General features: G+C 63.4%; 26 protein-coding genes. 14 read left to right on the forward strand and 12 right to left on the reverse strand.

Annotated features, from left to right (window positions below; all coding sequences use genetic code 11):
• Window positions 1–79: 79 nt before the first annotated feature.
• Window positions 80–1,000 carry a LysR family transcriptional regulator gene (locus tag ACS13N_RS22115; protein ID WP_438933741.1) on the forward strand — a complete coding sequence of 307 codons (921 nt, stop codon included), beginning with the start codon at window positions 80–82 and terminating at the stop codon, window positions 998–1,000.
• Between the two features lie 93 nt (window positions 1,001–1,093).
• Here the strand turns inward: ACS13N_RS22115 and ACS13N_RS22120 are convergent, their stop codons facing one another.
• From ACS13N_RS22120 to ACS13N_RS22130, 3 genes are all read right to left on the reverse strand, one after another.
• Complete coding sequence (locus ACS13N_RS22120; protein WP_438933742.1) at window positions 1,094–1,573, reverse strand: VOC family protein; 480 nt, start codon at window positions 1,571–1,573, stop codon at window positions 1,094–1,096.
• 156 nt (window positions 1,574–1,729) lie between these two features.
• Window positions 1,730–2,569, reverse strand: coding sequence for an N-acyl homoserine lactonase family protein (locus ACS13N_RS22125; protein WP_438933743.1), 840 nt, complete (start codon window positions 2,567–2,569; stop codon window positions 1,730–1,732).
• A gap of 35 nt (window positions 2,570–2,604) precedes the next feature.
• Window positions 2,605–2,820, reverse strand: coding sequence for a hypothetical protein (locus ACS13N_RS22130; protein WP_438933744.1), 216 nt, complete (start codon window positions 2,818–2,820; stop codon window positions 2,605–2,607).
• Between the two features lie 243 nt (window positions 2,821–3,063).
• On the opposite strand from ACS13N_RS22130, the gene ACS13N_RS22135 reads away from it, so the two are divergent.
• Both ACS13N_RS22135 and ACS13N_RS22140 read left to right on the forward strand, forming a co-directional pair.
• Complete coding sequence (locus ACS13N_RS22135; RefSeq protein WP_438934471.1) at window positions 3,064–3,408, forward strand: ArsR/SmtB family transcription factor; 345 nt, start codon at window positions 3,064–3,066, stop codon at window positions 3,406–3,408.
• Entirely contained in the window at window positions 3,398–3,910 is a 513-nt protein-coding gene (locus ACS13N_RS22140) for an SRPBCC domain-containing protein (protein WP_438933745.1), read from the forward strand. The genes ACS13N_RS22135 and ACS13N_RS22140 overlap by 11 nt, the downstream gene beginning before the upstream one ends.
• Window positions 3,911–3,984: 74 nt before the next feature.
• Here the strand turns inward: ACS13N_RS22140 and ACS13N_RS22145 are convergent, their stop codons facing one another.
• The 5 genes from ACS13N_RS22145 to ACS13N_RS22165 form a co-directional block, all read right to left on the reverse strand.
• The gene (locus tag ACS13N_RS22145) at window positions 3,985–4,722 is read right to left on the reverse strand and encodes a methyltransferase domain-containing protein (protein WP_438933746.1); all 738 of its coding nucleotides are present in this window, start codon (window positions 4,720–4,722) and stop codon (window positions 3,985–3,987) included.
• A gap of 25 nt (window positions 4,723–4,747) precedes the next feature.
• A complete protein-coding gene (locus tag ACS13N_RS22150; RefSeq protein ID WP_438933747.1) occupies window positions 4,748–5,767 on the reverse strand; it encodes an aminotransferase class I/II-fold pyridoxal phosphate-dependent enzyme in 1,020 nt (339 codons plus the stop codon).
• Window positions 5,764–7,152, reverse strand: coding sequence for a radical SAM protein (locus ACS13N_RS22155; protein ID WP_438933748.1), 1,389 nt, complete (start codon window positions 7,150–7,152; stop codon window positions 5,764–5,766). The genes ACS13N_RS22150 and ACS13N_RS22155 overlap by 4 nt, the downstream gene beginning before the upstream one ends.
• Before the next feature lie 57 nt (window positions 7,153–7,209).
• On the reverse strand, window positions 7,210–8,643 hold the full coding sequence (locus ACS13N_RS22160) for a nicotinate phosphoribosyltransferase (RefSeq protein WP_438933749.1): 1,434 nt from the start codon (window positions 8,641–8,643) through the stop codon (window positions 7,210–7,212).
• A 71-nt stretch (window positions 8,644–8,714) separates the two neighbouring features.
• On the reverse strand, window positions 8,715–9,752 hold the full coding sequence (locus tag ACS13N_RS22165; protein WP_438933750.1) for a bifunctional nicotinamide-nucleotide adenylyltransferase/Nudix hydroxylase: 1,038 nt from the start codon (window positions 9,750–9,752) through the stop codon (window positions 8,715–8,717).
• A gap of 155 nt (window positions 9,753–9,907) precedes the next feature.
• On the opposite strand from ACS13N_RS22165, the gene ACS13N_RS22170 reads away from it, so the two are divergent.
• On the forward strand, window positions 9,908–10,474 hold the full coding sequence (locus ACS13N_RS22170; protein WP_438933751.1) for a hypothetical protein: 567 nt from the start codon (window positions 9,908–9,910) through the stop codon (window positions 10,472–10,474).
• A gap of 93 nt (window positions 10,475–10,567) precedes the next feature.
• On the opposite strand, the gene ACS13N_RS22175 is transcribed toward ACS13N_RS22170, so the two are convergent.
• Window positions 10,568–11,155 (reverse strand): chorismate mutase, encoded by a 588-nt coding sequence (locus ACS13N_RS22175; RefSeq protein WP_438933752.1) that lies wholly within the window; start codon window positions 11,153–11,155, stop codon window positions 10,568–10,570.
• 191 nt (window positions 11,156–11,346) lie between these two features.
• Between ACS13N_RS22175 and ACS13N_RS22180 the strand changes: the two genes are divergently transcribed.
• The 5 genes from ACS13N_RS22180 to ACS13N_RS22200 all read left to right on the forward strand — a co-directional run bounded on the left by ACS13N_RS22180 (window position 11,347) and on the right by ACS13N_RS22200 (window position 14,863).
• Window positions 11,347–11,697: a hypothetical protein gene (locus ACS13N_RS22180; protein ID WP_438933753.1), complete on the forward strand. Its 351-nt coding sequence runs from the start codon at window positions 11,347–11,349 to the stop codon at window positions 11,695–11,697.
• 76 nt (window positions 11,698–11,773) lie between these two features.
• Window positions 11,774–12,214 (forward strand): GFA family protein, encoded by a 441-nt coding sequence (locus ACS13N_RS22185; protein WP_438933754.1) that lies wholly within the window; start codon window positions 11,774–11,776, stop codon window positions 12,212–12,214.
• A 54-nt stretch (window positions 12,215–12,268) separates the two neighbouring features.
• Window positions 12,269–12,595: a hypothetical protein gene (locus ACS13N_RS22190; protein WP_438933755.1), complete on the forward strand. Its 327-nt coding sequence runs from the start codon at window positions 12,269–12,271 to the stop codon at window positions 12,593–12,595.
• A gap of 56 nt (window positions 12,596–12,651) precedes the next feature.
• The gene (locus ACS13N_RS22195) at window positions 12,652–13,749 is read left to right on the forward strand and encodes a biotin carboxylase (protein WP_438933756.1); all 1,098 of its coding nucleotides are present in this window, start codon (window positions 12,652–12,654) and stop codon (window positions 13,747–13,749) included.
• 112 nt (window positions 13,750–13,861) lie between these two features.
• Window positions 13,862–14,863 carry a SecDF P1 head subdomain-containing protein gene (locus ACS13N_RS22200; protein ID WP_438933757.1) on the forward strand — a complete coding sequence of 334 codons (1,002 nt, stop codon included), beginning with the start codon at window positions 13,862–13,864 and terminating at the stop codon, window positions 14,861–14,863.
• A 125-nt stretch (window positions 14,864–14,988) separates the two neighbouring features.
• Here ACS13N_RS22200 and ACS13N_RS22205 read toward each other — a convergent pair whose 3' ends face one another.
• Window positions 14,989–16,020, reverse strand: a complete 1,032-nt coding sequence (locus ACS13N_RS22205) for an SGNH/GDSL hydrolase family protein (RefSeq protein ID WP_438933758.1) — start codon at window positions 16,018–16,020, stop codon at window positions 14,989–14,991.
• A gap of 300 nt (window positions 16,021–16,320) precedes the next feature.
• Between ACS13N_RS22205 and ACS13N_RS22210 the strand changes: the two genes are divergently transcribed.
• The 4 genes from ACS13N_RS22210 (at window position 16,321) to ACS13N_RS22225 (ending at window position 20,059) form a co-directional block, all read left to right on the forward strand.
• On the forward strand, window positions 16,321–17,094 hold the full coding sequence (locus ACS13N_RS22210) for an ABC transporter substrate-binding protein (RefSeq protein ID WP_438933759.1): 774 nt from the start codon (window positions 16,321–16,323) through the stop codon (window positions 17,092–17,094).
• 36 nt (window positions 17,095–17,130) lie between these two features.
• Window positions 17,131–17,679 (forward strand): RNA 2'-phosphotransferase, encoded by a 549-nt coding sequence (locus tag ACS13N_RS22215; RefSeq protein WP_438933760.1) that lies wholly within the window; start codon window positions 17,131–17,133, stop codon window positions 17,677–17,679.
• 168 nt (window positions 17,680–17,847) lie between these two features.
• Window positions 17,848–19,020 (forward strand): GGDEF domain-containing protein, encoded by a 1,173-nt coding sequence (locus ACS13N_RS22220; protein ID WP_438933761.1) that lies wholly within the window; start codon window positions 17,848–17,850, stop codon window positions 19,018–19,020.
• Window positions 19,021–19,084: 64 nt separating this feature from the next.
• A complete protein-coding gene (locus tag ACS13N_RS22225; RefSeq protein WP_438933762.1) occupies window positions 19,085–20,059 on the forward strand; it encodes a cysteine synthase A in 975 nt (324 codons plus the stop codon).
• 13 nt (window positions 20,060–20,072) lie between these two features.
• Here ACS13N_RS22225 and ACS13N_RS22230 read toward each other — a convergent pair whose 3' ends face one another.
• On the reverse strand, window positions 20,073–20,792 hold the full coding sequence (locus ACS13N_RS22230) for a site-2 protease family protein (protein ID WP_438933763.1): 720 nt from the start codon (window positions 20,790–20,792) through the stop codon (window positions 20,073–20,075).
• Window positions 20,793–20,865: 73 nt separating this feature from the next.
• Here ACS13N_RS22230 and ACS13N_RS22235 point away from each other — a divergent pair, with 73 nt between their 5' ends.
• Window positions 20,866–21,423 (forward strand): dihydrofolate reductase family protein, encoded by a 558-nt coding sequence (locus ACS13N_RS22235; RefSeq protein WP_438933764.1) that lies wholly within the window; start codon window positions 20,866–20,868, stop codon window positions 21,421–21,423.
• On the opposite strand, the gene ACS13N_RS22240 is transcribed toward ACS13N_RS22235, so the two are convergent.
• Window positions 21,402–22,010 (reverse strand): HD domain-containing protein, encoded by a 609-nt coding sequence (locus ACS13N_RS22240; RefSeq protein WP_438933765.1) that lies wholly within the window; start codon window positions 22,008–22,010, stop codon window positions 21,402–21,404. The genes ACS13N_RS22235 and ACS13N_RS22240 overlap by 22 nt on opposite strands.
• Window positions 22,011–22,048: the final 38 nt, after the last annotated feature.

Here is a 22,048-nt window from a genome sequence, read left to right on the forward strand (position 1 = left end):
TGGCGAACTGGAGTGTAGATATGCAGGAGCGTTTTATAATTGGCCGATAGATTTATCTATTCTTCATTTAAACTGAATAATGGATCGCGTATCGGATCTGGAATTTTTCACCCAGCTGGTCAAGCAGGGCTCGCTGGCGGCACTGGCGCGCGAGCTTGGTGTGACGCCGCCGGCCATTACCGCGCGGCTGGCGCAGCTTGAGAAGCGGCTGGGCGTGCGGCTGCTCAATCGCACCACGCGCCGGTTGAGCGTCACCCATGAAGGGGAGATCTATCTGGCCACCGGCGCGCGGTTGCTCGAAGAACTGCAGGAGTTGGAGCAGACCGTCTCCAGCAGCCGGGGCACACCCAAGGGGCTGCTGCGGGTGAATGCGACGTTCGGCTTCGGGCGCAGGCATATCGCGCCGGCGGTGGTGGCGTTTGTGCAGCGCTATCCCGAGGTGGAGTTGCAGCTTGAGCTGACCGACCGCTCCGTTAACCTGGCCGATAAGGCGTTCGACATCGGCATCTGGTTCGGCACGGTGCCGGACTCGCGCATGGTGGCGCGCAAGATCGTCAGCAACCGCCGGCTGCTGTGCGCGTCGCCCGAGTACCTGAAACGCGCGGGCGTGCCGCAGGTGCCGCGTGACCTGCAATCGCACCAGTGCATCGTGCTGCGCGAAAGCGACGCCGCCTACGGCACGTGGTACCTCACGCGCGCCAGCAAGCAAGAGACCATCAAGGTGCGCGGTGTACTGAGCACCAACGATGGTGAGAGCGGTGTGCTGTGGGCGCTGGCCGGCTACGGAATCCTGATGCGCTCCGAGTGGGACGTCCACGAGCACGTGCATGCCGGGCGCCTGGTGCCTGTGCTGGCCGACTGGGCATTGCCTGCGGCCGACATCTTTGCGGTGTACCCGGAGCGCGCCAACCTGTCGGCCAAGGTCAGCGCGTTCATCGACTTTCTGACGGACTGGTTCAGTAGGGAAGGGGCGTGGGTGGGTGCCCATCGCCGCTCATGAGATCAGTCTTCGCGTCAAGCCAGTTTTCGCTTGGCTTGCACGTGCTCCGCTTCCATATACCCCAGTCCATGTGCCATCAGAGGCGAGACGTTTTTAGCCCCGCCGTGCCGCTTCGATCGCGGCGATGTCGATCTTGCCCATCGTCATCATCGCGTCGAAGGCGCGTTTGGCTGCTGCTGGGTCGGGGTCGCAGATCGCTTCACTGAGCACGCGTGGGGTGATCTGCCACGAGATGCCCCAGCGGTCCTTGCACCAGCCGCACGCGCTTTCCTGGCCGCCGTTGCTGACGATGGCATTCCACAGGCGGTCGGTTTCGGCTTGGTCGTCCGTGGCGATCTGAAAGGAGAAGGCTTCGTTGTGCTGGAACACCGGGCCACCGTTCAGCCCCAGGCAGGGGATGCCGGCCACGGTGAACTCAACCGTCAGCACGTTGCCCTGCTTGCCGGCGGGGTAGTCGCCCGGTGCGCGGTGAATGGCCTGCACCGCGCTGTCGGGGAAGGTCTCCGCATAGAAGTTGGCAGCGTCCACCGCATCGTGGTTGAACCACAGACAGATCGTGTTCTTGCTGGGCATGTGTGTCTCCTGAAGAATCGGGCATGGGCGTCCGCTGACTCGAACCGACTTCAATCGATCACATCCCAGAGCCGGGTGCCGCGGGATGGGGCGCATGCCGCTGTCGGGACGGCCAATGTCTCACACTCCAGCAGCGGGTGTATGTCGGTTGCAGGCCTACTCGTAGTACGCGGGGGACATCTTCAACGTGTCGCGCTGCGCCTTGTCGTGATTGATCCAGAGTTGCGCGTTCTCCTTGACCAGCAGATCGGCGATGCGCTGCATGGAGGCCAGTGTCTTGTCCTTGTCAAAATTCAGGGCGGGCACGCGGCGGTTGTCCCAGTTGCTCCTGAAGTGGACAGCATCGCCAGACAGCACGATCGCGCCTGTCTTTGGCAGCTTCACCAGCAAGGACTGATGGCCGGGCGTGTGACCGGGCGTTGAAAGAATCGTGACGCTGCCGTCACCGAACACGTCCTTGTCGCCTTCGAGTTCGGTGACCGGGTGGCCGGGTTGGAAGCGCGGCGCGTTGTTGGCGCCGGGCCACGTGTACTCTGCTTTCTGCGCCAGCAGCATCGCGCGCGGGAACATCTCGACATTGCCGAGGTGGTCTGGGTGACTGTGCGAGATGGCAACGTATTTGATGTCGGCGGGCCGGACACCGATCTCCTCAAGCTGGCTCGCCAGTGTTTTGGGCCGGCGCCAATAGGTTGCCTTCGGATCGGCCGGAGCCAGCCCATCGGGCATGGCGGCGATGGCGTCGTCGACCCCCGTGTCCCACAGAAGCCACCCTTGCGCGTGCTGGATCAAGTAGCAGTTGTCGGCAAACGCCATCGATTGGCCGACGTTCACACCGGGCGACCAACGTGAGATGTCACCCGCAACACCTTCCCCGCAATTGAGGATGTAGAGGCGCTGGATGGTCGCTTGTCGCATGGGCGGGCTGCTGCACCCAGCGATCACCGCAACCACGACGGCGAGCAGGCATCCTGCAAAGATGCGCGGCAGTTTCAGCATGACGGACTCCTTCTCGATAGGCGGCGTATTCGGGGTCACCTGCAGCGGCATTCCTTTGGGCCCCGCTGCTCTCGGGGGTAGACGTACTCCATCACGCCGCGCTTGCCGACAACGGCGCAGTTTTGCGTGCAGGCGTCTTCCGGGCTGGGGAAGCGGCTGAGGACGTAGGCGACCGATAGATTCAGGCCGATGAAGGCGGCGAACGCCGTTGCAACAATCAGCCAGACGGGAATGCGTGGCCTCTGTGTCATGTGGCCTTCTGGGCGCAGTCGGGATGACTCAGTGTAGGCAGCCGCCACGCGATGCGTCAGTCACGCAAACGGCTTAACGCTCAGCACATGACGCAGGTCGGGCCCGCGGCAGGCAATCGCTTTTCTCTGGAACTGAGCCGGACGTTCTACGATGCGTTACCGCCGCACGCCGCGATGGGCGCATCGAGCATGCGGACAAACGCCTTGTTGCAGCGGAAAATCATCGAGAGTATAGTTAGCCAAATGGATAACAATGCAATTGCGCTAGACGCGATCTTTCATGCGCTTGCAGACCCGACGCGCAGGGCTGTTGTTCATCGGCTCGGTAGCGGGCCCGCAACGGTGAGTGAACTGGCGGAGCCATTCGACATGGCCCTGCCGTCGTTCATGAAGCACGTGCGGGTACTGGAAATGACCGGGTTGGTCCGTTCCAGCAAGAGCGGCCGCATCCGGACGTGCGTGCTTGAACAAGAGAAGCTGGATGCCGCAGAGCGCTGGTTTGCAGACCAGCGCGCGACCTGGGCAGGCCGGTATCGCAATCTGGACAACCTCTTAGAAGAACTGAAGGGAGAAGGTGATGAACGCTAAGCTTCAATTCGATTTTCTCGTCGACAAGGAAAAGAGCAGCATCACCGTGAAGAAGGCGTTCGCGGCGAAGCGCCAGCTCGTGTGGGATTGCCACACGAAGCCTGAATTGCTCGATCGATGGTTTGCACCCAAGCCTCTGACCACCAAGACCAAGCACATGGAGTTCAAGGCTGGGGGCTATTGGCACTACGGCATGACCACCCCTGACGGCCAGACGTTCTGGAGCCGTCTGGACTATCAATCCATCAGCCCGATCGACGGCTACACGGCCTTGGACGGCTTCAGTGACGAGACCGGCGTTGTGAATCCCGATATGCCCAGGGCGCGTTGGGATGTCACCTTCACCGATGCAAAGGAAACGACGCTCGTGACGACCGTTGTGGTCTACAACTCGCCGGAAGATGTGCAGAAGGTCATCGACATGGGACTGAAGGAAGGCATGGCTTCCACTCTTGAACGACTCGACGAGCTTCTGCTGGTCATCGGTGCGGCAGAGGCTTAGGCATCAGGTGCATGCAGGCCCTCCGGGCCAAGCGCAGCGGACTTCCGTATCGCTGTGCTTGGCCGGGGCGTATGTCAGGCGGCACGGCAGAACAGGATCTGCTTGGACGCGTGCGTCGTGAATGGCGACGCGTCGTACCCTCCAAACCGCTGCACGGCCTCGAATCCGTTGAACCGGCACAGCGCCAGCAGCTCTTCCGGGAAAAAACAGCGCATGCTGACCTGCTTGGTCCGGATGCACTCGCCGTTACGCAGGTAATAGAGTTCGAATCTCAGGATCTGGCTGGCCGTGTCGTAGTGCGAAGTTGCCTCGACGCAGATTTCCCTTCCCTCGGCGTCAATCATCGACTTGTGCAGATAGCGGGTATCGGCCGACCGTGCCAGCTTGCGGATGTCCGGATTGAACACATCGAGGATCAACGTGCCACCTGGCGCCAGCACGCGCTTCACAGAACCCAGAAACGCGTTGACCGAATCCAGGTCGTGCAGATGCTGCATAGCGTTGGTGGCCGAGAAGACCAGCGCGAAGCGCCGCTCTGATTGGATTGCTCGGCAGTCCTGCTCAAGCCAGGTCACATCGAGCCCTTCGGCCTGCGACTTCTGGCGTGCCCGATCCAGCATGGAACGCATGACATCCAGCCCTGTGATGTCGACGCCGGCCCGTGCAATGGGCAGCGTGATACGGCCGGTGCCGCACGCCACTTCCAGGACGGGGCCGCCGGCTTGCTTGGCCTGCTCGATGAAGAAGCTGGCGTCGTGGTCCCGGTTGGCGAATTCCTGATCGTAGAAATCGGCGTCGTCGTAGACGGCCATGTCGGCCAGGGGCGTCATGTCGGATCTATCCATGGTGTTGTTGGGCAAAGGCGCCGGACAAACTGGTCAGGATGCTGCCATTCCACCCCTGAGCCCCAAATGCGCTTGCCGGGATGGCCAGCAGGCCGTGATCGTTCAAGAGTTGCTCTGCACTGAACGACACCGGAAAGAGGTAGCAACCGGGGGCGCCGTCTGCAGGCGTGACCAGACACGCGTCGCGAACCACCTGTGGCACTCGCTCCGCAAGATTGCGCGCACGTGCCTGAAGTGCGTTGACCACCCGCGCCGGACAGTCGGCCGCAGCAGACAGGAAGTGGTGCGCGAACTGCAGCTGCATGGCAGACGGGGGATCTTCACGGAAATCAGTTTCGAATCCGGTACAGTCTTCACCCACCAGTGCCACGCCGAACGTCTGCGGCGTGAGCCAGCCCTTGGTGGCCGAGTGCAGCAGAATCGCGCGCTCTGTCTGCAGCAGTTTCATCGTCGTGGGATGAAACGGTGCGCCCAGGTCGTAGACGCAGTCGATCAGCAGGCGCCGACCGGGCGCCGCATTGACCCACGCAACCAGCGCAGCACAGTCTTCATTGCTCAAGAACCGCCCCAGCGGCTTGAGCGGGTTCGCGACGAGGAGGCACTCGGGGCCGTCGATGGCCGCGTCCACGGGAAGGCGTGGCGTGGGCAGCGTCGGGAACATCTGTGGCGCGATGCCCGCCGACTGGGCCAACGTCTGGTAGACCGGGTAGACGTCACTCGGTAGCCACAGACGGGCGCCCTGTGCAGACAACCTCCGGAAGATCAATTGCAGTGCGTGCCGCACCCCGCGGCTGATCAGCGCGCGGCGCGAAAGCACGATGTCGAAGCCATACCGTTGCAGCCATGCCCGTGCGAGATCGCAACGGTGCACGCGCTGCGGCGTTTGCGAGGGATCGAGACGCGGTTGCAGCGAGGCGAGGGCGGCGTACAGGTTTGTCTCTGCGCAATCCACCACGTCGGGCGTTGTGCGCAGGCAGGCTTCGCGCCACAGTTTGAACGCTGCGAAGTTCATGTCGGGTTCCCCAGGGTGAGTTCGCTTGCGCGGTCTTCCAGTGATGCAAAGCAGTGGCCGTCAGCCATCACGTTCCAGCTTCGGGCAATGCCGTGTGAGCGCTCCCAATACAGGCTCGGCTCGGTATAGGCAGCAATGCGCATCGGTCGGCCTGCCCATTTGCCAGCAAAGACGGGCGCACCCCATGGCAACTGGTGTTCAACCGAGAAACTCTCGCGCGCTGCGAAGCTGGTCACAAGCGACAGCGGCACCTGATGATGCCGGCTCCAATCGTTTGCCGCGCGATCGAAGTACATCGATTCCGTGCTGGTGGAAACGTAGAGCTCCTTGAAGCAGATCTCTTCAACGCCTTGGTCTGCCGCCCAGGTCAGATACTGTTCGAGCGTCGCTTCGTCTTCCACCCCGTCGTCCTGCAGAACACAGATGAACCGCAGGTGCAGATTCGGCCAGAGATGACGATGCGCGCGCCACGTGCTGGCGAGCGCTTCAACTGGCGTGTTGAGCTTCATGATGCGTTCGTTGCGCTGCGCATCGAAGTGATGTCGGGAGAGCGACAGCACGCGTAGCCCCGCGTCATGCAGGGCACGCAAGTGCGCAATGCGCTCGGCTTGTGCAAGCGATGCAAACGCGTGTCCGTTGGAGATCAGCACCACCTTGTTGAATCGCGCTGCGCAGCAGGCAATGAGCTTTTCGAGCTGTGCGAAAGGCAGTAGCGTCGGCTCGCCGCCACCGGTGATCACGGCGCGTTCGGCGCCATGCGCTGCCGCCTTGTCCAGCCATGCGCCAATGGCGTCCCAGTCGGGCCGATACGGCGCCTGGTCAGCGGAGATCGACGCCTTGGAAAAGCAGAACGCGCATTTGGCCTGGCAACCCTGCGCGATGGGCAGGATGGACAGGGTGCGCGGCCGCAGCGCTGCAAACGCCTGAAACTGGTGGCTCGACAGTTGCAGCGAAGCCGCCGCCGTTTCCTCAACCACAGCGCGGCGCATTGCGATGCCGCTGTCGTTCTGCTCCAGGTCATACAACCCACTGAGCCTGATGTGGCCGGACTGGATGAACACGCCGCGTCCGGTGGTCGTGTTCTCCTGGATCAGCCTGGGGTCGACTTCGGTCTCCAGTGCAATCAACCGGTTGCCCGGAATTGCCAGTTTCTCAATCAAGCGCGAAGCCTTCTGGTAGCCGATCTCGAGTTCGCTACGCTCCAGCAGATAGAAGCGATCGGGATAGGTGCTTTCCGGAATGCCGGCTTTCGCATAGCAAAGCGAGTACTTGTCGAATGCCCGTGCAAAGTTCGACAGCACGGTCACGTGATAGAGCTTCTTCTTCTCGATCATGATCGGGATCAGGTTGTTGACGCTTCTCCATGTGCCGCGACGGAACCACATGTGCGGTGGTCCGGGCCGCGGCGGGCACGCTACAGCGTCAGGGTGGCAGCCTCGGATTCAGACTTCGTGTGCCTGGGCGCGGGCACGTACGTCATCCAGCGACACGTCAACCAGCAGCTTGCCGCCGTCAAAGACAGTTTGAAGCGCCTCCTCCCATTCGCCTTCGACGCGCCGGTCGTCCCAGGCCAGCGGAAGCGTTGCGGTCTGGTAAGCGCCGGTCAGGCGATTGCGCAGCAAGGTCAGGCGGCCTTGCTTGGAGCGCTTGCCGGCATCGGTGACCGGGTCCTTGCAGACATCGCGCCAGATGTCATCCACCTTGACAGCCGAGCACTTCATGGCAAAGCGCTGCGTGTCACGGTTCAACTGCTGCAGCAACGCGCCGCCCATGCCGAACACGATGTTGTCTGCTGCATAGCCCGCTGCCTCCAACGCAGCCAGGATGGCTTCGATGGATTCCGCATTGACGCCATCGCCCTGGATCACGCGCACATGGTTGAGCACGCGGTATCCCTTGCCGTTGACCACCGATCCGAACGCTTCGTCGAGCGCGCGTACGGTCTGCATCACGATGGTCTTCGGGTCACCCGAGTCCGGGCGGATGACCAGCGTGGCGCCGGAGTCGATGACGGCCTGCCGGAGTTCCGTGCCCCACATGCGCAGCGCGGCAAACAGATCGTACGAGTCGGAGACCACCGAGACGATCGCGCCCGGCTTGCCGAACTGCCGCAGCATGTTGCGATACGCATCGCTCTCGCCGGTGCGGCCCCAGGCGGTGATGGTGCTGTGCTCGGCTGCTGGCACCGAGAACGCCGCCATGGGCGCGTTGTAGTAGGTGTTCGCCGCCACCACGCCCAGCACGGTGTCCGAGCCCATGAAACTCACCAGGTGCGCGGCGCCGCCAATGGCCGAGGATTCCGCGCTCGACACGCCGCGTGCGCCAAAGTCGTGCACCTTGAATGGCAGTTGCGAAACGTCGTTACTGGTGCGTTCCAAGTAACGGCGCACCAGTTGCCGCAGTTGCCAGCTCTGCGTGGCCACCGTCACCGGATACCACACGCGCAGCAGCATTGTCTCGATATACGAGGTCAGCCAGAACACCTGCGGGTCGTCGCATTCCACGGTGACGAGCACATTGTTCGTCGGCACCACCGCGCCCTCCGGCACCGCGCGAATGCGCACCGGCAGATAGCCGTCATAGGCTTCGACGATATAGCGCCAGCCGGCTTCATTGAACGGCTCGCCGTGTGCAGCGAAGAAGTCGCGGGCCTCGTCGATCATCGCCGTGGTGATGGGCTTGCTCAGGTATTCCTTGAGCAGCATCTGCAGCCCGAAGAACAGCGTGCTGTCATAGCGCCCGCCACGCGATTCGATGTAGGAGAACATCGCTGAAGTGTTCGGCGGGTACTGCAGGTAGTGGGAGGCCTTGTACGAATCCGTGTTGAGGATCGGATTGGACAGGATGGACGACAGACGACGCAGGTCGTTTTGCATGGCTAGAGCTCCTCTATGCCGTTGGGTGGCCGCCGGGTCTGTCCCGGCGGATGAATCTGATGCTGGAAGCGTTAGAGCTTGCCGAGGAAGTGGTAGGCGATGTCGAAGTGGTCTTCAAACATGACGCTGCGCATGCGCGCGAAATCATTGAGCGGTACCCAGCGTGCCTTGTCGGCATCGTCGCCGCCCTTGACGCGCGGCAGTTCGCCCACCGGGAAGCTGAACAGGAACGCGTGGGTGATGGTCCGCCCGCGCAGCGAGCGCTGCGGGTGATCGAACACTTGGCGGTCCTTCAGCGAGCCGCGCAGCACGGGCTCCGGCAACTTGAGTCCAGTCTCTTCGCGCAACTCGCGCAGGCACGCAGCCTCCAGTCGTTCCTCCTGGTCGACGAAGCCGCCCGGCAGCGCCCACAGGCCGCGCCCGGGTTCGCTGCGCCGGCGTACCAGCAGCAGGTGGCCGGAATGCACGACCACCGCATCGACCGTGACGAAGGTGACCGGATACGGCGCCGCCGACCAAGCCTTCTTGTAGCCGGCAATGAACTCCGCTTCCGCCTTCAGTTGCGCGAAGGCCGGTTGGTTGCGGAAGTCCTCCATCCAGTCGAACACCGGCGCAGGTACGGCCCACGACACGAAGCTGTTGCTGCGCTCGGCCAGGAATTGCTCGCGGATCTCGGTGGCGGAAATGTCTTCGGCGCTGTCGACTTCCACCAGCTCCCACTGCGGAAACATGCGGAGGTAGTACGAGCTGCTGTCCTTCTCGTGGCCGATGATGCCGATCTTGCGACCAGCGGTCTCGCCCAGTTCGGCGGCCACCGCGTCCTGTACCCAGCGCACCCAGTCGCCATCGTTGTAGGTCGAGTCCTGTACCGGCGCGAAGCGCACACGGGCGCGGGACGCCTCATCCAGCGCGGAGGCGATCATTTGCCGGCGCTCGTCGAACGAGAACGGGTCTTTGATGGTGCGGGGCTTGTCGGTCGAACCGATCAGGACGCAAACCGTATCGGCAAGGCTCAATGCCCGGCGCAATACGTCAAGATGTCCACGGTGCATCGGCTGGAAACGGCCGATGAAGACAAGCGCATCGAAGCGCTTTGCATTGGTGCTCATGAGGCTCCCTCAAGAGATTGGCGGTGTTGGGTCTGTCCCGCAACCGTAAATAAATACTACGCGCCGCCCCCATTGAGCGTCAAATGAAAATCTCGTAAAAATGCGCGATGTGCAACGGTGTTCGACCCGTTGCAGACCGCTGAGCCAAAAACACAATGCCCACCCTCACCAACGTCATCCCGAACGAAACCTGGCAACTCGCACTGGAATTTGAGGGGCAGGAGATTCGTTTGTTTGACGCGTCGATTGCTCGAACAGAGAAAGACTGGCCTGAGCTTGCCTATCCGCACAAGCTCAAGAACCTGACCTTTGACGCGCGGCAGGTGAGTTGGCCCGGCGGCCGTGTTCTCGATGCAGCCTATCTCTATGAGAAGTCCAAGCCGATTGAAGGCTGGGCACTGCAGAGCCAGGTGCTCCGGCTCGGCTACAAGAACCAGGCGCCGACATCGCAACACGCTTCGCACCATGTGTATGGCGTGTGGCTCTGCCCATTCAGGGAGCGGGCGTTCGAGCTTGGCGAATCCATTGGCGGCGGGCATGCCGATACGGGCGGGTCGTCAGGGTTCAGCCTTGCCGGGCTGCAGGCCTCGCAGGGCTGGCAGCATCACTTCGATCTGTCGGACTGTGCCTGGGCTGTGCCGATGGTGGAGGCGGCTAGTGACCAGGCGACCTTGCTGAACGCGCTGGTCAGAGAGGTCTGTCGCCGGGCCGGCACGCTGTAGGCGTCAACGCCACTCTCATTGAGCCTGCGCCCTCGGCAATCTTCGTGCATCCGGTTGTGCGTAGAGCAGTCACCGCGCTGACATATCCGTCGCTCAGGATTTGGCACAAAGCCGCGCCGTCGCGCGATCCAGCGCAATGCGGTGCAGCGTGTCGAGCGACTTCTCGTGGGCAACGCGGCCGATTTCGTGTGCGACCTGCGTCAGGCAATTTGCCTGGCTGCGGGCCGGGGCAGCTTCGCGCAGGCTTTGCAGGATCGACGTCTGTAGCGTGTCCAGCCGAGGGCGAATATCCCCCGAGAGGCTTTGCCGCGGCGTGGCGGGCGCAGCGCCAGCCCTGCGCCAATCGTTGAGCAGGGCGTACTGCACTTCCTTGTTGGCCTCGATCTGGTCGGCAAAGACATTGGCCACATCGGTGGCGCTCAGCCCGAAGGTGGGCGCGATGCCCGAAACGTTGGCGATGACCTTGGCCTCCCGCTCGGGGTCGTAGACCGATTGGCCGGTGTCCCATTTGCTTAGCGCCACCTGATCGGCGGTGACAAGGCGATCCGCCAGATGGCGCAGCAGTGGTGCGAAGGTGCTTTCCTGGGCGGTGACCGGGGCAGTGCAACCCGCCGCGAGCCACACGGCGCTGGCGAGCAAGGCGGTCTTGGTGGTGACGAACGGCTTGAGGGAGAGATTCATGGCGCGTGCGGGCGGATTGCCGGATGTCTGAGTGGGTTGGCAACCGTCATGATACCGATGCGGACCCGCATCCGGAGCGCGCCCGCATTGCGTTTGCACGTGATGTTCTCTACAAACCCAGGTATCATGCGGACTACGCGCCGTGTGTGTCTGCAAAGCCAGAGGCGGCGCGGTTAGCTGAGCCTACGACGATGGATTTCTACCCCGATCTGGAAGGTTTGCCGCTGTTCGCCAAACCCGCATTCGGCTGGGAGGATTCGGTGTCGGCAGCGCCAGCCGAAACACCCGCCGCCAAACCCCGCCGCCCGCGCCAATGGCGCGGCCCGATCACGCATTGGGAACGCGGCTACCGCTCTCACTATTACCGCGACAAGCGCGGCAAGAAGCTCGGCGAAATCCACCTGAGCCCGCGCGGTGATGCGCCGCTCGTCTACCGCTGGCTGGCCGGCACGCTCTCGGGCATCGAAGGGTCGCTCTCGCACGCGCGTATGCGCGTGGAAGAGGCGATCGGGTTTGGGATGCGGCAGATGGCGCTGTTCTAGCCCGCGCAGCACCTCCAGCAGACCTGAGCGGGCGCCCGTAGAATGCGCGCCAGCTTATCCGCTCAGGAGCTCAGGTTTGACAACGATCCCAGACACCCTGCAATGCATCTGCGGCCGTGTGCACTTGCGCGTTGCTGGCGCGCCCGCTGCGCGCGCCAACTGCCACTGCAACGCCTGCCGCGATTTCTACGGCACGCCGGTCCTCTCCGCCACCGCATGGGACCCGGCCCACGTCACCGTTGAGCGCGGCGCGGACGACCTCATCGCCTTCCAACACCCCACACGCCAGCTCAAGCGCCATTTCTGCCGCCATTGCGGAGAGACCTTGTTCGGCAATAATCGCCTGGGCATGGCAGTGATCCCCAACAGCCTCTTTGCACGCGCCGCGCAGAACGGATTGCCCGACGCATTGGCCCCGACCATGCACCTGTTTTACCGGCACCGCGTAGTGGATGTGGCGGATGCACTGCCCAAGTATCTGGACGGGTGGGATGGGCCGATGGTCGACGCGGTCTGACGGGCCACAGGCACACGCGATGCGTCAACGGTTCACCACGACCAGGAGAACCTCATGCCTACCATCGTCCGCATCTTCATTGACCACGCCGACGCCGAAGCGGCCCGACAGACCGTGCTGCGTTCCGGCTTGGCACGCGATTGCGTGGCGCTCTCGTACCAGGGTGACGAAGCGGGTGCCGTGTGCGGCAACTTCGTCAGCGGAGACCACCAGCCGCGCGGCGAGCTGGCCGAAACGTACGAACGCAAGTTCCAGAATGTCGTCCTGGGCGGCCGCTACATCCTGACCGTAGAGGCCGAGCCTGCGGCGGTAGAGTCCACCGAGGCCGTGCTGGTTTCGGTTGGCGGCGCTGCCATCGACGATCTGTACCCCAGGCACTGACCGCAACGGCGGCGGCGCTCGTAGAATGCAAGGCAGTCTTTCTGCCGCAGCAGCCTATGCCCGCCGCCAATCGCACGCCGCATCGCATCGCCATCCTCTATCAAGCGCTGCCTCCGCCCGTCATCGATGGCCTGCGCAAGGATGCCAAGCCCGGTGGCTACTCCGATAGCGGCGCGGACATCGGCTTTGCGCTGCGCCAGTCCGGCTATGACGTGCTGACACCGGTGGCCGAGCCCGACCCGGCACGCGCGATGGACTGGGTTTTTGCCGATACGGCCGACGGCATTGCCGATGCACTGGCACGCGGCGCGACGCTGCTGTGGGCCAACACTGTGCTGTTTGCCGGCCACCCGCTCGAAGCGGTCATGCATCAAGCCCAAGTGGTCGGCCAGTTGCCGCAGCGCCAGCAGAATGCCGACGACAAGTTCGCGACCAACGCGATGCTGCGCGCACATGGGCTGCCGGCGGCGGCATCGCGCCTTGCCGGGTGCGAGACGATGGGCGATGTGCCACCAACTCATGCCTTCGATGGCGACGGGTTGAGTCGCCTCGGTCTCGCCTTCCCACTCATCATCAAGCCGGTGCGCGGACGCGGCAGCCAGGGCGTGACGCTCGTGCGTGATCTGCCTGAATTCCATCGCGTGACGGCGGCCTTGCTGGATGGCGGCGCCTTCGGCAACGCTCTCATCGTCGAGCAGTTCCTGAGCGGGGAGGAGCTGACGCTGACCGTCATGCCGCGCCAGCCCGATCTGCCCACGCATTTCAATAGCGAGATCGCCAGCGTGCTGCCGCCCGTGCGCCGCTTCAACCACGACAACGGCGTTGCGCCCTACAACGGCGCCGTGGCCGTCACGCAGAACAGCGTTGCGCTTACGTCTGAAGAGACGGAAGCACCTGCTGTGCGCGGGCTGATTGCCGATTGCCTGCGCGCGTACGAACTGGTCGGCGCCCGTGCACCCATCCGCATCGATTGCCGCGCCGATGCGAGCGGGCGCTACCGGCTGTTCGACCTGAACATGAAGCCGAACATGACCGGCGCGGGCCGGCCGGGGCGGGAGGATCAGGACAGCCTGACCGCGATTGCGGCGCGGGCTGTCGGGTGGTCGTACGCCGAGCTGCTGGCACGGATGATCGCGGGCGCGTGGCAGTCGTGAACGACGGATCGGCCGACTGGTGCCGATTGGTCAGCTTGCGCGACGGCACCAAATCGCGTTCACTCCACGGCATTGTTCCTTGGGGCGTTGGCCCCGGTCGACTAGATACGCCATGGCACTCCCCCAACGTTCTCGCAGCATCGCAATCGCGCTGACCCTGAGCAGCGCCTGCCTCGTGACGCCGGCCCTGGCATCGCCAGCATGCTTTGATGACCCGGAGGCGCTGGCGCTCCGGTTTGTCGAGTTGGCTGCCTCCGCACCTGCACAGGCGGGCGAATTGCTCTCTGCACAGGCGGTGAAGCAACTGGGCTCACGGCTGCGGCAGATTTTGGATGATCGCTACTCGCCCGATTCCGCACGGGCGAGAACACTGTTGTTGGGCTCCGATTGGACGGATGCCAGGTTGCAAACGGCGTCCGACGAAACATTGCTGTCGGCTTATCTGTCGGCATGGAGTACGTCCACGCAGGTTGCCGATCTGCGTGTCGCTGATCACCAATCCAGCCGGTTCCTGGGCGACGAGATGACGGTTGCCTACCGAGCGAAGCAGGGTGCGGAGTGGACCGACCTGCAAATGCCTCTCTCGGCGTCGAAACAGAGCCGATGCTGGTGGCTCGACACGCCGATCCGTACCGCCGAGGGTTTGAAGTCCTTTGCTGAGCGTCTCAAGATGTCGCGCACGGAAGCGGCGACAGCTCGGCAGGGCCCCTCCCGGATCGCGCTCAGCATCGCGGCAGCTAGCAGTACGTCGCAAGCAGACATGGTGGAGATGCCCCGCCTGCACGAGTCAGAGACCGAGTCGACCGTGTGGGTGGCCAGCGAGCCGCTGTTGACGCAGGCCGACGTGGTTGGCGCGTTGGCTGAATGGGATTGCAATCGAGGGCTCGACCCTGAGGGCGCCGGTATTCGGTTGGTGTTTGCGGATGATGCGGCGAAGCGGCTTGCGGATTGGAGCCAGCGCCATATCGGTCAGATGATGGCCGTTGTCATGGATGGGCGAGTGGTGACTTATGCAAAGGTCTCAGGCACGCTGAGCAACCGGCTCCAAGTCTGTCCTGCCAAGGCTTCTCTTGACGAGGCACGGGATATTGCCGCGAGGTTGATGGGGAAGTGATGGTCCCGAGACGGAAGTGTCGCTGGGCATCGAACACTCGCGGTTGGTGATGCGGTGCGCTACATCACCTCGGCGATCCGTCGCTTCCCAACAGGCTCAACCAGCCAGTCATCGTGCACACGGGTTCAATGCCCAAGACCGCTCTTGGCGATCTGCTGCTCCACGAACTGGGCGAACAGGGCATGCGAATGTGTCGACGGATGGAGGGTGTCGGCAAACACGTAGGTCTGATCGGCGTTGGGCGACACGTAGGTTGCCGGCGAACACAGCAATGCCGTTGCATGAGGCGTCTTCGCCGGGTCGCAGGCAAAGCTGGTGTTGGAGACGGTAAAGCCATTGGCCTGGAAGGCCGCGATGGTCTGGGTCATCCAGGTATAGGAATCGACGAGGATGACTTTCCCTTGCAGGCCATTGGCTTGCAGGGCCGTGGTCAGGCTGTTGTTGAAGATCTGCGATAGCTGGGTCAGGTTGGCACCGCCGTCGGGCGACGCGACGCCTGAGGGCGAGAGTCCAATATTGGGAACATTGATCACCACGACATGCGTAGCGCCGCCTTGGAGGATCTGCCCGACCACCTGCGCGAGCGTGGTTGCGGCCGTCTGCACGGTTGGTGCCGAGGCCGGCAGGGTCCCGGCGCGCAGTACATCGTTCGAGCCGGCCCAGACCAGCACCAGTTGATTGGCGTTGAAGCTGCCGTACCGTGCCAGATAACTCGACACCTGCTGGTTGACCGGCATTTCCACATTGCCGATCACGTCGGTCAGGAAGTCGTACAGGCTTGCCGGCGTTGCAACCGTCGCGCCGCCTTCCGCATAGCCGAGTCCGCTCTGCGCCGTCAGTGCATGCGTGAGGTCGATCGTAAATGCCGCGCTGAGCGTATCGCCGTAGTACTGCGCGACGTCTTGCGTCCACACTTGCCCAGGATTGGTTGTGAAGCGCCCGCCGCCCGTCGCGGCGGCGATCGGGGCATAGGTACCGACATCCGAGAGGCTGTCACCGAACGACACCACTTGCAGATGCACGCCGCCCGGCGGGGAAGCCACATTGCCGCTGCCGTTGCCCGAGTTCCCGCCACTGTCACCGCCGCCACATGCGGCAAACAACGAAATCGTTGCAGCAAGTATTGCAGTGCAGACCTTGTGATGGATTCCTTGCATGGCTCCTCCCCGCCGGCGGGTTGGACAGTGGCGCTGACATGGCGGGCTGATCGGCTTTGCGGTACTTGGCTTCGTTGCGTATGCAAGCACACTCTGGTCCGCATTGCGCGATTGCTGCAGGCGCAGAAGTGGCGTTAGCGTGGCGAAAATTTCTCGGCAATGGGTGCGCGGATGCAGCCTGCTTTGGTAAAGAGTAGTCCACCAGCGCCAGGGCATCGGTACACTTGCCGCGACTGCACAGTCACCCGATCGGCGCCATCTCCACGATCACCAATCTCCTCAGCTGCCAGCCAATCCATCATGTCCATCGACTCGACCTTGCTTGCCGCGCTGGCACCCACGGGCGCGCTGCGCGCTTCCATCAACACGGGCAATCCGATCCTTGCGAGGTTGGATGCACAGGGGCAGGCCGTCGGCGTATCTGTTGATCTGGCGCGCGCGCTGGCTGAACGCTTGGGCGTTGCGCTGAAGCTCGTCGTGGTGGATGCCGCCGGCAAGTCGGTCGACGTGGTGTCGCAGGAGCAGGCGGACATCGGTTTCTTCGCCATCGACCCCCGCCGCGCGGCGAGCATTGCCTTCACGGAACCGTACGTGCTGATCGAGGGCTATTACCTCGTACGCAAGGACTCGCCCATCCGCACCAACGCCGATGTGGACCGCGCCGGCAACCGCGTCGTGGTTGGCAAGGGCAGCGCGTACGACCTGTTTCTCACGCGTGAACTGCAGCATGCTGAGATCGTCCGGGCACCCACGTCACCTGCGGTGGTGCAGACCTTTCTCGACACGCACTGCGAGGTAGCTGCGGGCGTCAAGCAACAGCTTGAAGCGGATGCTGCCAACGTGCCGGGCGTGCGGCTGCTGGACGAGCGCTTCATGGTCATCCGCCAGGCCATGGGTGTGCCGACCCGCCGGGGGGCACAGGCAGCGGCGTATGTCGCGGGGTTTGTCGAGGACATGAAGGCATCCGGGTTTGTTGCACAGGCGTTGCAGCGGCACGGGGTGACGGGTGTCACGGTGGCGCCGGCCACCAAGAACCCGGGCGCGATCATTTCGCAGCTTTCTGGCCATGCCTGATGGTCACCTGCTCTGAGGGATGAGAACATCGCGCACATGTATCCATCCGAACTCAAATCCCTCAGCAAATTCCTCAGCCTGATCCTGCGCCATGAACCCGAGCGCATCGGGCTGACGCTTGACGATGCCGGGTGGGCCGGTATCGACACGTTGCTGGAAAATGCCGCCGCATCGGGCCGCCCGATGACGCGCGAGCAGCTTGAAGCCGTGGTTGAAACCAGCGACAAGAAGCGTTTCGCGATCAGCGAAGACGGCCTGCGCATCCGTGCCAATCAGGGCCATTCGATCGAGGTCGACCTCGGCCTGCTGCCCGTGGCGCCGCCTGCGGTGCTGTACCACGGCACGGCGACGCGTTTTCTGGAGTCCATCCTGGCCACCGGCCTGGACAAGCGCCAGCGCCACCATGTGCACCTGACCAGCGATCTGGCCGTTGCCCGATCGGTTGGCCAGCGCTATGGGGTTGTGGTGCTGCTGACAGTGGACGCCGCGCGCATGCATGCCGATGGATACGTGTTCTTTCGCTCGGAGAATGGTGTGTGGCTGACCGATGCGGTGCCAGCGCGCTATCTTTCTGCCGACGTCTGAGCGGCGGCGCGCCCCGATCTTTCTCCCATCTCAAACACGTGCTCACCCAACTTGAGTAGACGATGTAGACAAGTTGGCGGAAGTTCGTGCCCCTCCACCCGGTGATGCCCGCAGAAGGCGCCCTCACGTAGAATCCACGGCCACAGAAGACCCAGCGGGAGGGTGCCCATGCTAGATCCAGGCGTCGCCATCGCCACGTCTGCGCTGATGAGCTTTGTGCTCTTGGTGCTGCTGGGCTCGCTGCTGCGCGCGGGCAAGCCGGGTGTGGCTGAATGGTTTGGCGCCAACCTTGCGGTGGTGCTGGCCTTGCCGATGCTCCTGCTGCGCGGAACGATTCCCGACGAACTTTCTGTCGTTGCGGCCAACGTGCTGCTGGCGCTGGGCGGCGCGGCGTACTACGCGGGCTGCGCGCGCTTTCTGGGTCGTCGGCCGCACTGGCCGATTCTGCTGGCAGGCGTGGCGGCGGTGGGCGTGGCCGTCATCTACTGGCGCTATGCCATCGACAGCATCCCCATGCGTGTGTTTTCGACCACGCTGTTCTCGGCGGCTTTCTGCACGGCGCTGGCTTGGATGCTGGTACGGCATCCGCCAGCCGGCCGCCCGACGTATCCGTACCGGGTGACGGCCGCCATTGCCTTTACCTTCGGGGCTTGCCAGCTGGCGCGCGGTATCTATTTCCTGACGCTGGACACCGCTTCCAGCCCCTCCATGTTTTCCACGGCGGGCAGCGTGCTGCTGCTGGTGATTGCAGCGGCCATCATGCCGATCCTGTCGATGTCGGCCATGCTGATGATGCACGACGCGCTGCTGGCCGATGCACGTGAAGCCGCCAACCGTGACTTCCTCACCGGTGCGTTGTCGCGCAAAGGCTTTGAGACATTGGCACGCCGCTATGTCGACCGCCTGCAGATGCAGGCCGGGACGCTGTCGCTGCTGATCCTGGATCTGGATCATTTCAAACGCATCAACGACACGCTGGGCCATGCCGGCGGCGATGCCGTGCTGCGTGCCTTCGTGCAGATGGCGCAGGCCCAGTCGCGCCCGACCGACATGCTGGGGCGCATCGGCGGCGAGGAGTTCGCGCTGCTGTTGCCGGAAACCAGTCTCGACAACGCCATGCACCTGGCTGAACGCTTGCGCAAGGCTGCCGCTGCACAGATGGTGGCGATTGGCGCGCAGGTGCATCACTACAGCCTGAGCGGCGGGGTGGCTTGCTGGCAGGCTGGTGAATCCTTCGACCGCCTGAGCGTGCGCGCAGACCGCGCGTTGTACGACGCCAAGCACCAGGGGCGCAATCGGATCTGCGCTGCGGACGTCACCTACGCTGCCGGTGTGGTCTAGTCCACTGGGCTTGCTTTCCCTGTCTATCCTGTAAAGGTGTGCACACCACACTGCAGGAGGCGCCATGTCCATCCACGATGGGTTTGTCGGCACGATCGGCAACACGCCGCTGATCCGCTTGGCCCGGCTGAGCGAGGAAACCGGCTGCGAGATTCTTGGCAAGGCGGAATTCCTGAACCCCGGTGGATCGGTCAAGGACCGCGCCGCGCGCTACATCATCGAAGACGCCGAGCGGCGCGGCACGCTCAAGCCGGGTGGCACGGTGGTGGAGGGCACTGCAGGCAACACCGGCATCGGCCTGGCGCACATCTGCGCGGCGCGCGGCTATCGCTGCGTGATCGTGATTCCTGAAACGCAATCGCCCGAGAAGATGGACCTGCTGCGCGTGCTGGGCGCAGAGGTGCGCCCTGTGCCGGCAGTGCCGTACAAAGACCCGAACAACTACCAGAAGATTGCCGGCCGACTGGCGCAGGAGCTGGACAACGCCATCTGGGCCAACCAGTTCGACAATCCCGTCAACCGCCAGGCGCACTATGAAACGACTGGCCCCGAGATCTGGCATGACACAGCAGGCAAGGTCGATGCCTTCGTCTGCGCAACGGGCACGGGTGGCACGCTGGCCGGCGTGGCGCGCTACCTGAAAGAGCAAAACCCGGCGGTGAAGACCGTACTTGCGGACCCGCACGGCAGTGGGCTCTACAGCTTTATCAAGACGGGCGCCATCCAGGCCGAAGGTAGCTCCATCACCGAGGGTATCGGCTCGACGCGTGTGACGGCCAATCTGGAGGGCACGCCCATTGACGATGCCATCCGCATTGATGACCAGACGTGCGTGACGATGGTCTATCGGCTGCTGCGCGAGGAAGGGTTGTTCGTTGGGGGCTCGACCGGCATCAACGTGGGCGCGGCGGTGCAGCTGGCGCGCGAAATGGGGCCCGGGCATACCATCGTCACGCTCCTGTGCGATCGGGGCACGCTGTACTTCGCGCGTCTGTTCAATGCGCAGTGGTTGGCGGAAAAAGGCTTGCGGGCGGGGTGAACGGCGATGCGGACTATTGGTGCGCGACGTACGTCACCAGCGCAGCGGCCCAGGACAGCACCAATGCCAGATATGCCAGCATCAGCAACTGCGTTAGTTGCGCGGGCCACGTTCTGGCCAGCCCAAGCCTGCGCCCGATGAAGGCCAGTGCCTGCCCACCATTGGTTGCAGGAAGCGGCAGCAGGTTGAACGCCGCAAACTTGGCGGCCACGCCGCCCAGCAACATGGTGAATGGCCCCTGCAGGATGGCCTGATGCGCCTGCGCCAGGAAGGTCTGTGCATCGCCGGCGGGAGACAGGGCGCCGAGCACGATCTGCGCAAAGCCGTGAATGAAGGTCGGCAGCGCTTCAAGCTGGAGCAGTGCCAACGCAACGGCCAACAGCATGATCCCACCCGAGAGGGCCAGCACCAGTTGCATCCACAGCGGCTGGGTATCCAGCGCACCGAGCAGATCGTCTTCGGTCAGCCCATCTTCGCTCAAGTCCTTGAAGCGGACAGAGCCGCCGAGCGGCAACAGGCGGATGCGCACACGTCCCAACCGGATCAACTGCGGCCCAAAGCCGAGCGTCATCTCGCGCACGGGAATCCGGAAGGCCGTGCCGACGACAGCGAATGTCGTCAGATGCAGCAGCGTGCAGAGCACAAAGGCAGCGATGAAGGCGTAGCCGGTGGGCATTGCGGCGTTGTCCTGGGTCGGGTGGCTGGAATCAGCTCGCAGTGGGCTGGGCTGCATTGTATGTCCGCAAGCCGGTACTAACGTGGTGCGCGTAGCATCGTGTCCCCAAACATTAACAAGAGCGCATGCCATGTCCAAGACCCAGTACTACGCTGCCGCCAGCCTCGATGGATTCATTGCCACGACGGACCATTCTCTTGACTGGCTGATGCAGTTCGGTTCACTCGACGGTACGAGCTACGACGGCTTCATTCGCGATGTGGGTGCACTGGCGATGGGTGCATCCACCTATGAATGGCTGCTGCGCGAGCTGGTCAAGCCCGGCACTGCGCAAGCTGCGCCTTGGCCGTACACGCAGCCCGCGTGGGTGTTCACTTCGCGCAAGCTGCCGGTGGTGGAGGGCGCGGATGTCCGATTCGTGCAGGGTGACGTGGTGCCCGTGCATCAACTGATGCGCGCGGCGGCCAACGGCAAGAACGTGTGGATTGTCGGTGGCGGCGAGCTGGCCGGGCAGTTTCTCGACCGTGGCCTGCTCGACGAGTTGATCGTGCAGATCATGCCGGTGGTGCTGGGCGGCGGGTTGCCGCTCCTGCCACGTGCGGTGGTGACACCGGCATTGAAGCTGACATCGGCCACCCCGTACAAGGACACGTTCGTGGAGATGCGCTACGAGGTGATGCGCGGGTAGCCCGATTCTGCGGCCGGTGTCGAGTCCGCTATCCGCTGCCGCGTCTGCGCATCCAGCAGCTCGCGCAGCATGGCAAACAGCGGCGCCGCTTGCATGTAGCGCTGCCCGTATCCCAGGTTGAACGCGTAGTCGAAGTCGTCAGGGTTGGCGCCCTGGTTGTGCTGCAGGATGGTCTCCAGTTTGTCCAGCGCCTTCACTGCCCGTGCTTCCGGCGTGGCTGCTGCTTCGTATTCATCCCACAGTGCGACGATGGCGTTGCGCGCCGGGGTATCCAGCATGTGCGTGAGCTGTAGCAGGTCAAGGCGCTCTTGCATGCTCTTGTTGGGATGTGCGTGTTGATGAGTGGCGGGCACATCGCCGTGGATGGCCTCGCCCAGATCGTGTACCACACACAGTTGCAGTACCTTCAACAGGTCGAGTTCCTTCAGCGCATCGGCAAACACGATGGCCATCAGACTCAAGCGCCAGCTATGTTCCGCTGTGCTTTCGGGGCGGCCTGTTGAGGTATAGCCGCTACGCAGTACGTTCTTGAGGCGCTCCGCCTCGCGCAGAAAGTCGAGCCGGGCAAGCAAGGTATCGGACGTCATGGGGCGGGTCGATTGTTTGTTGGCTGAGCCTATGGCGT

The sequence above is a fragment of the Ralstonia sp. 24A2 genome (assembly GCF_051783885.1).
In the GTDB taxonomy this organism is placed as follows: domain Bacteria; phylum Pseudomonadota; class Gammaproteobacteria; order Burkholderiales; family Burkholderiaceae; genus Ralstonia.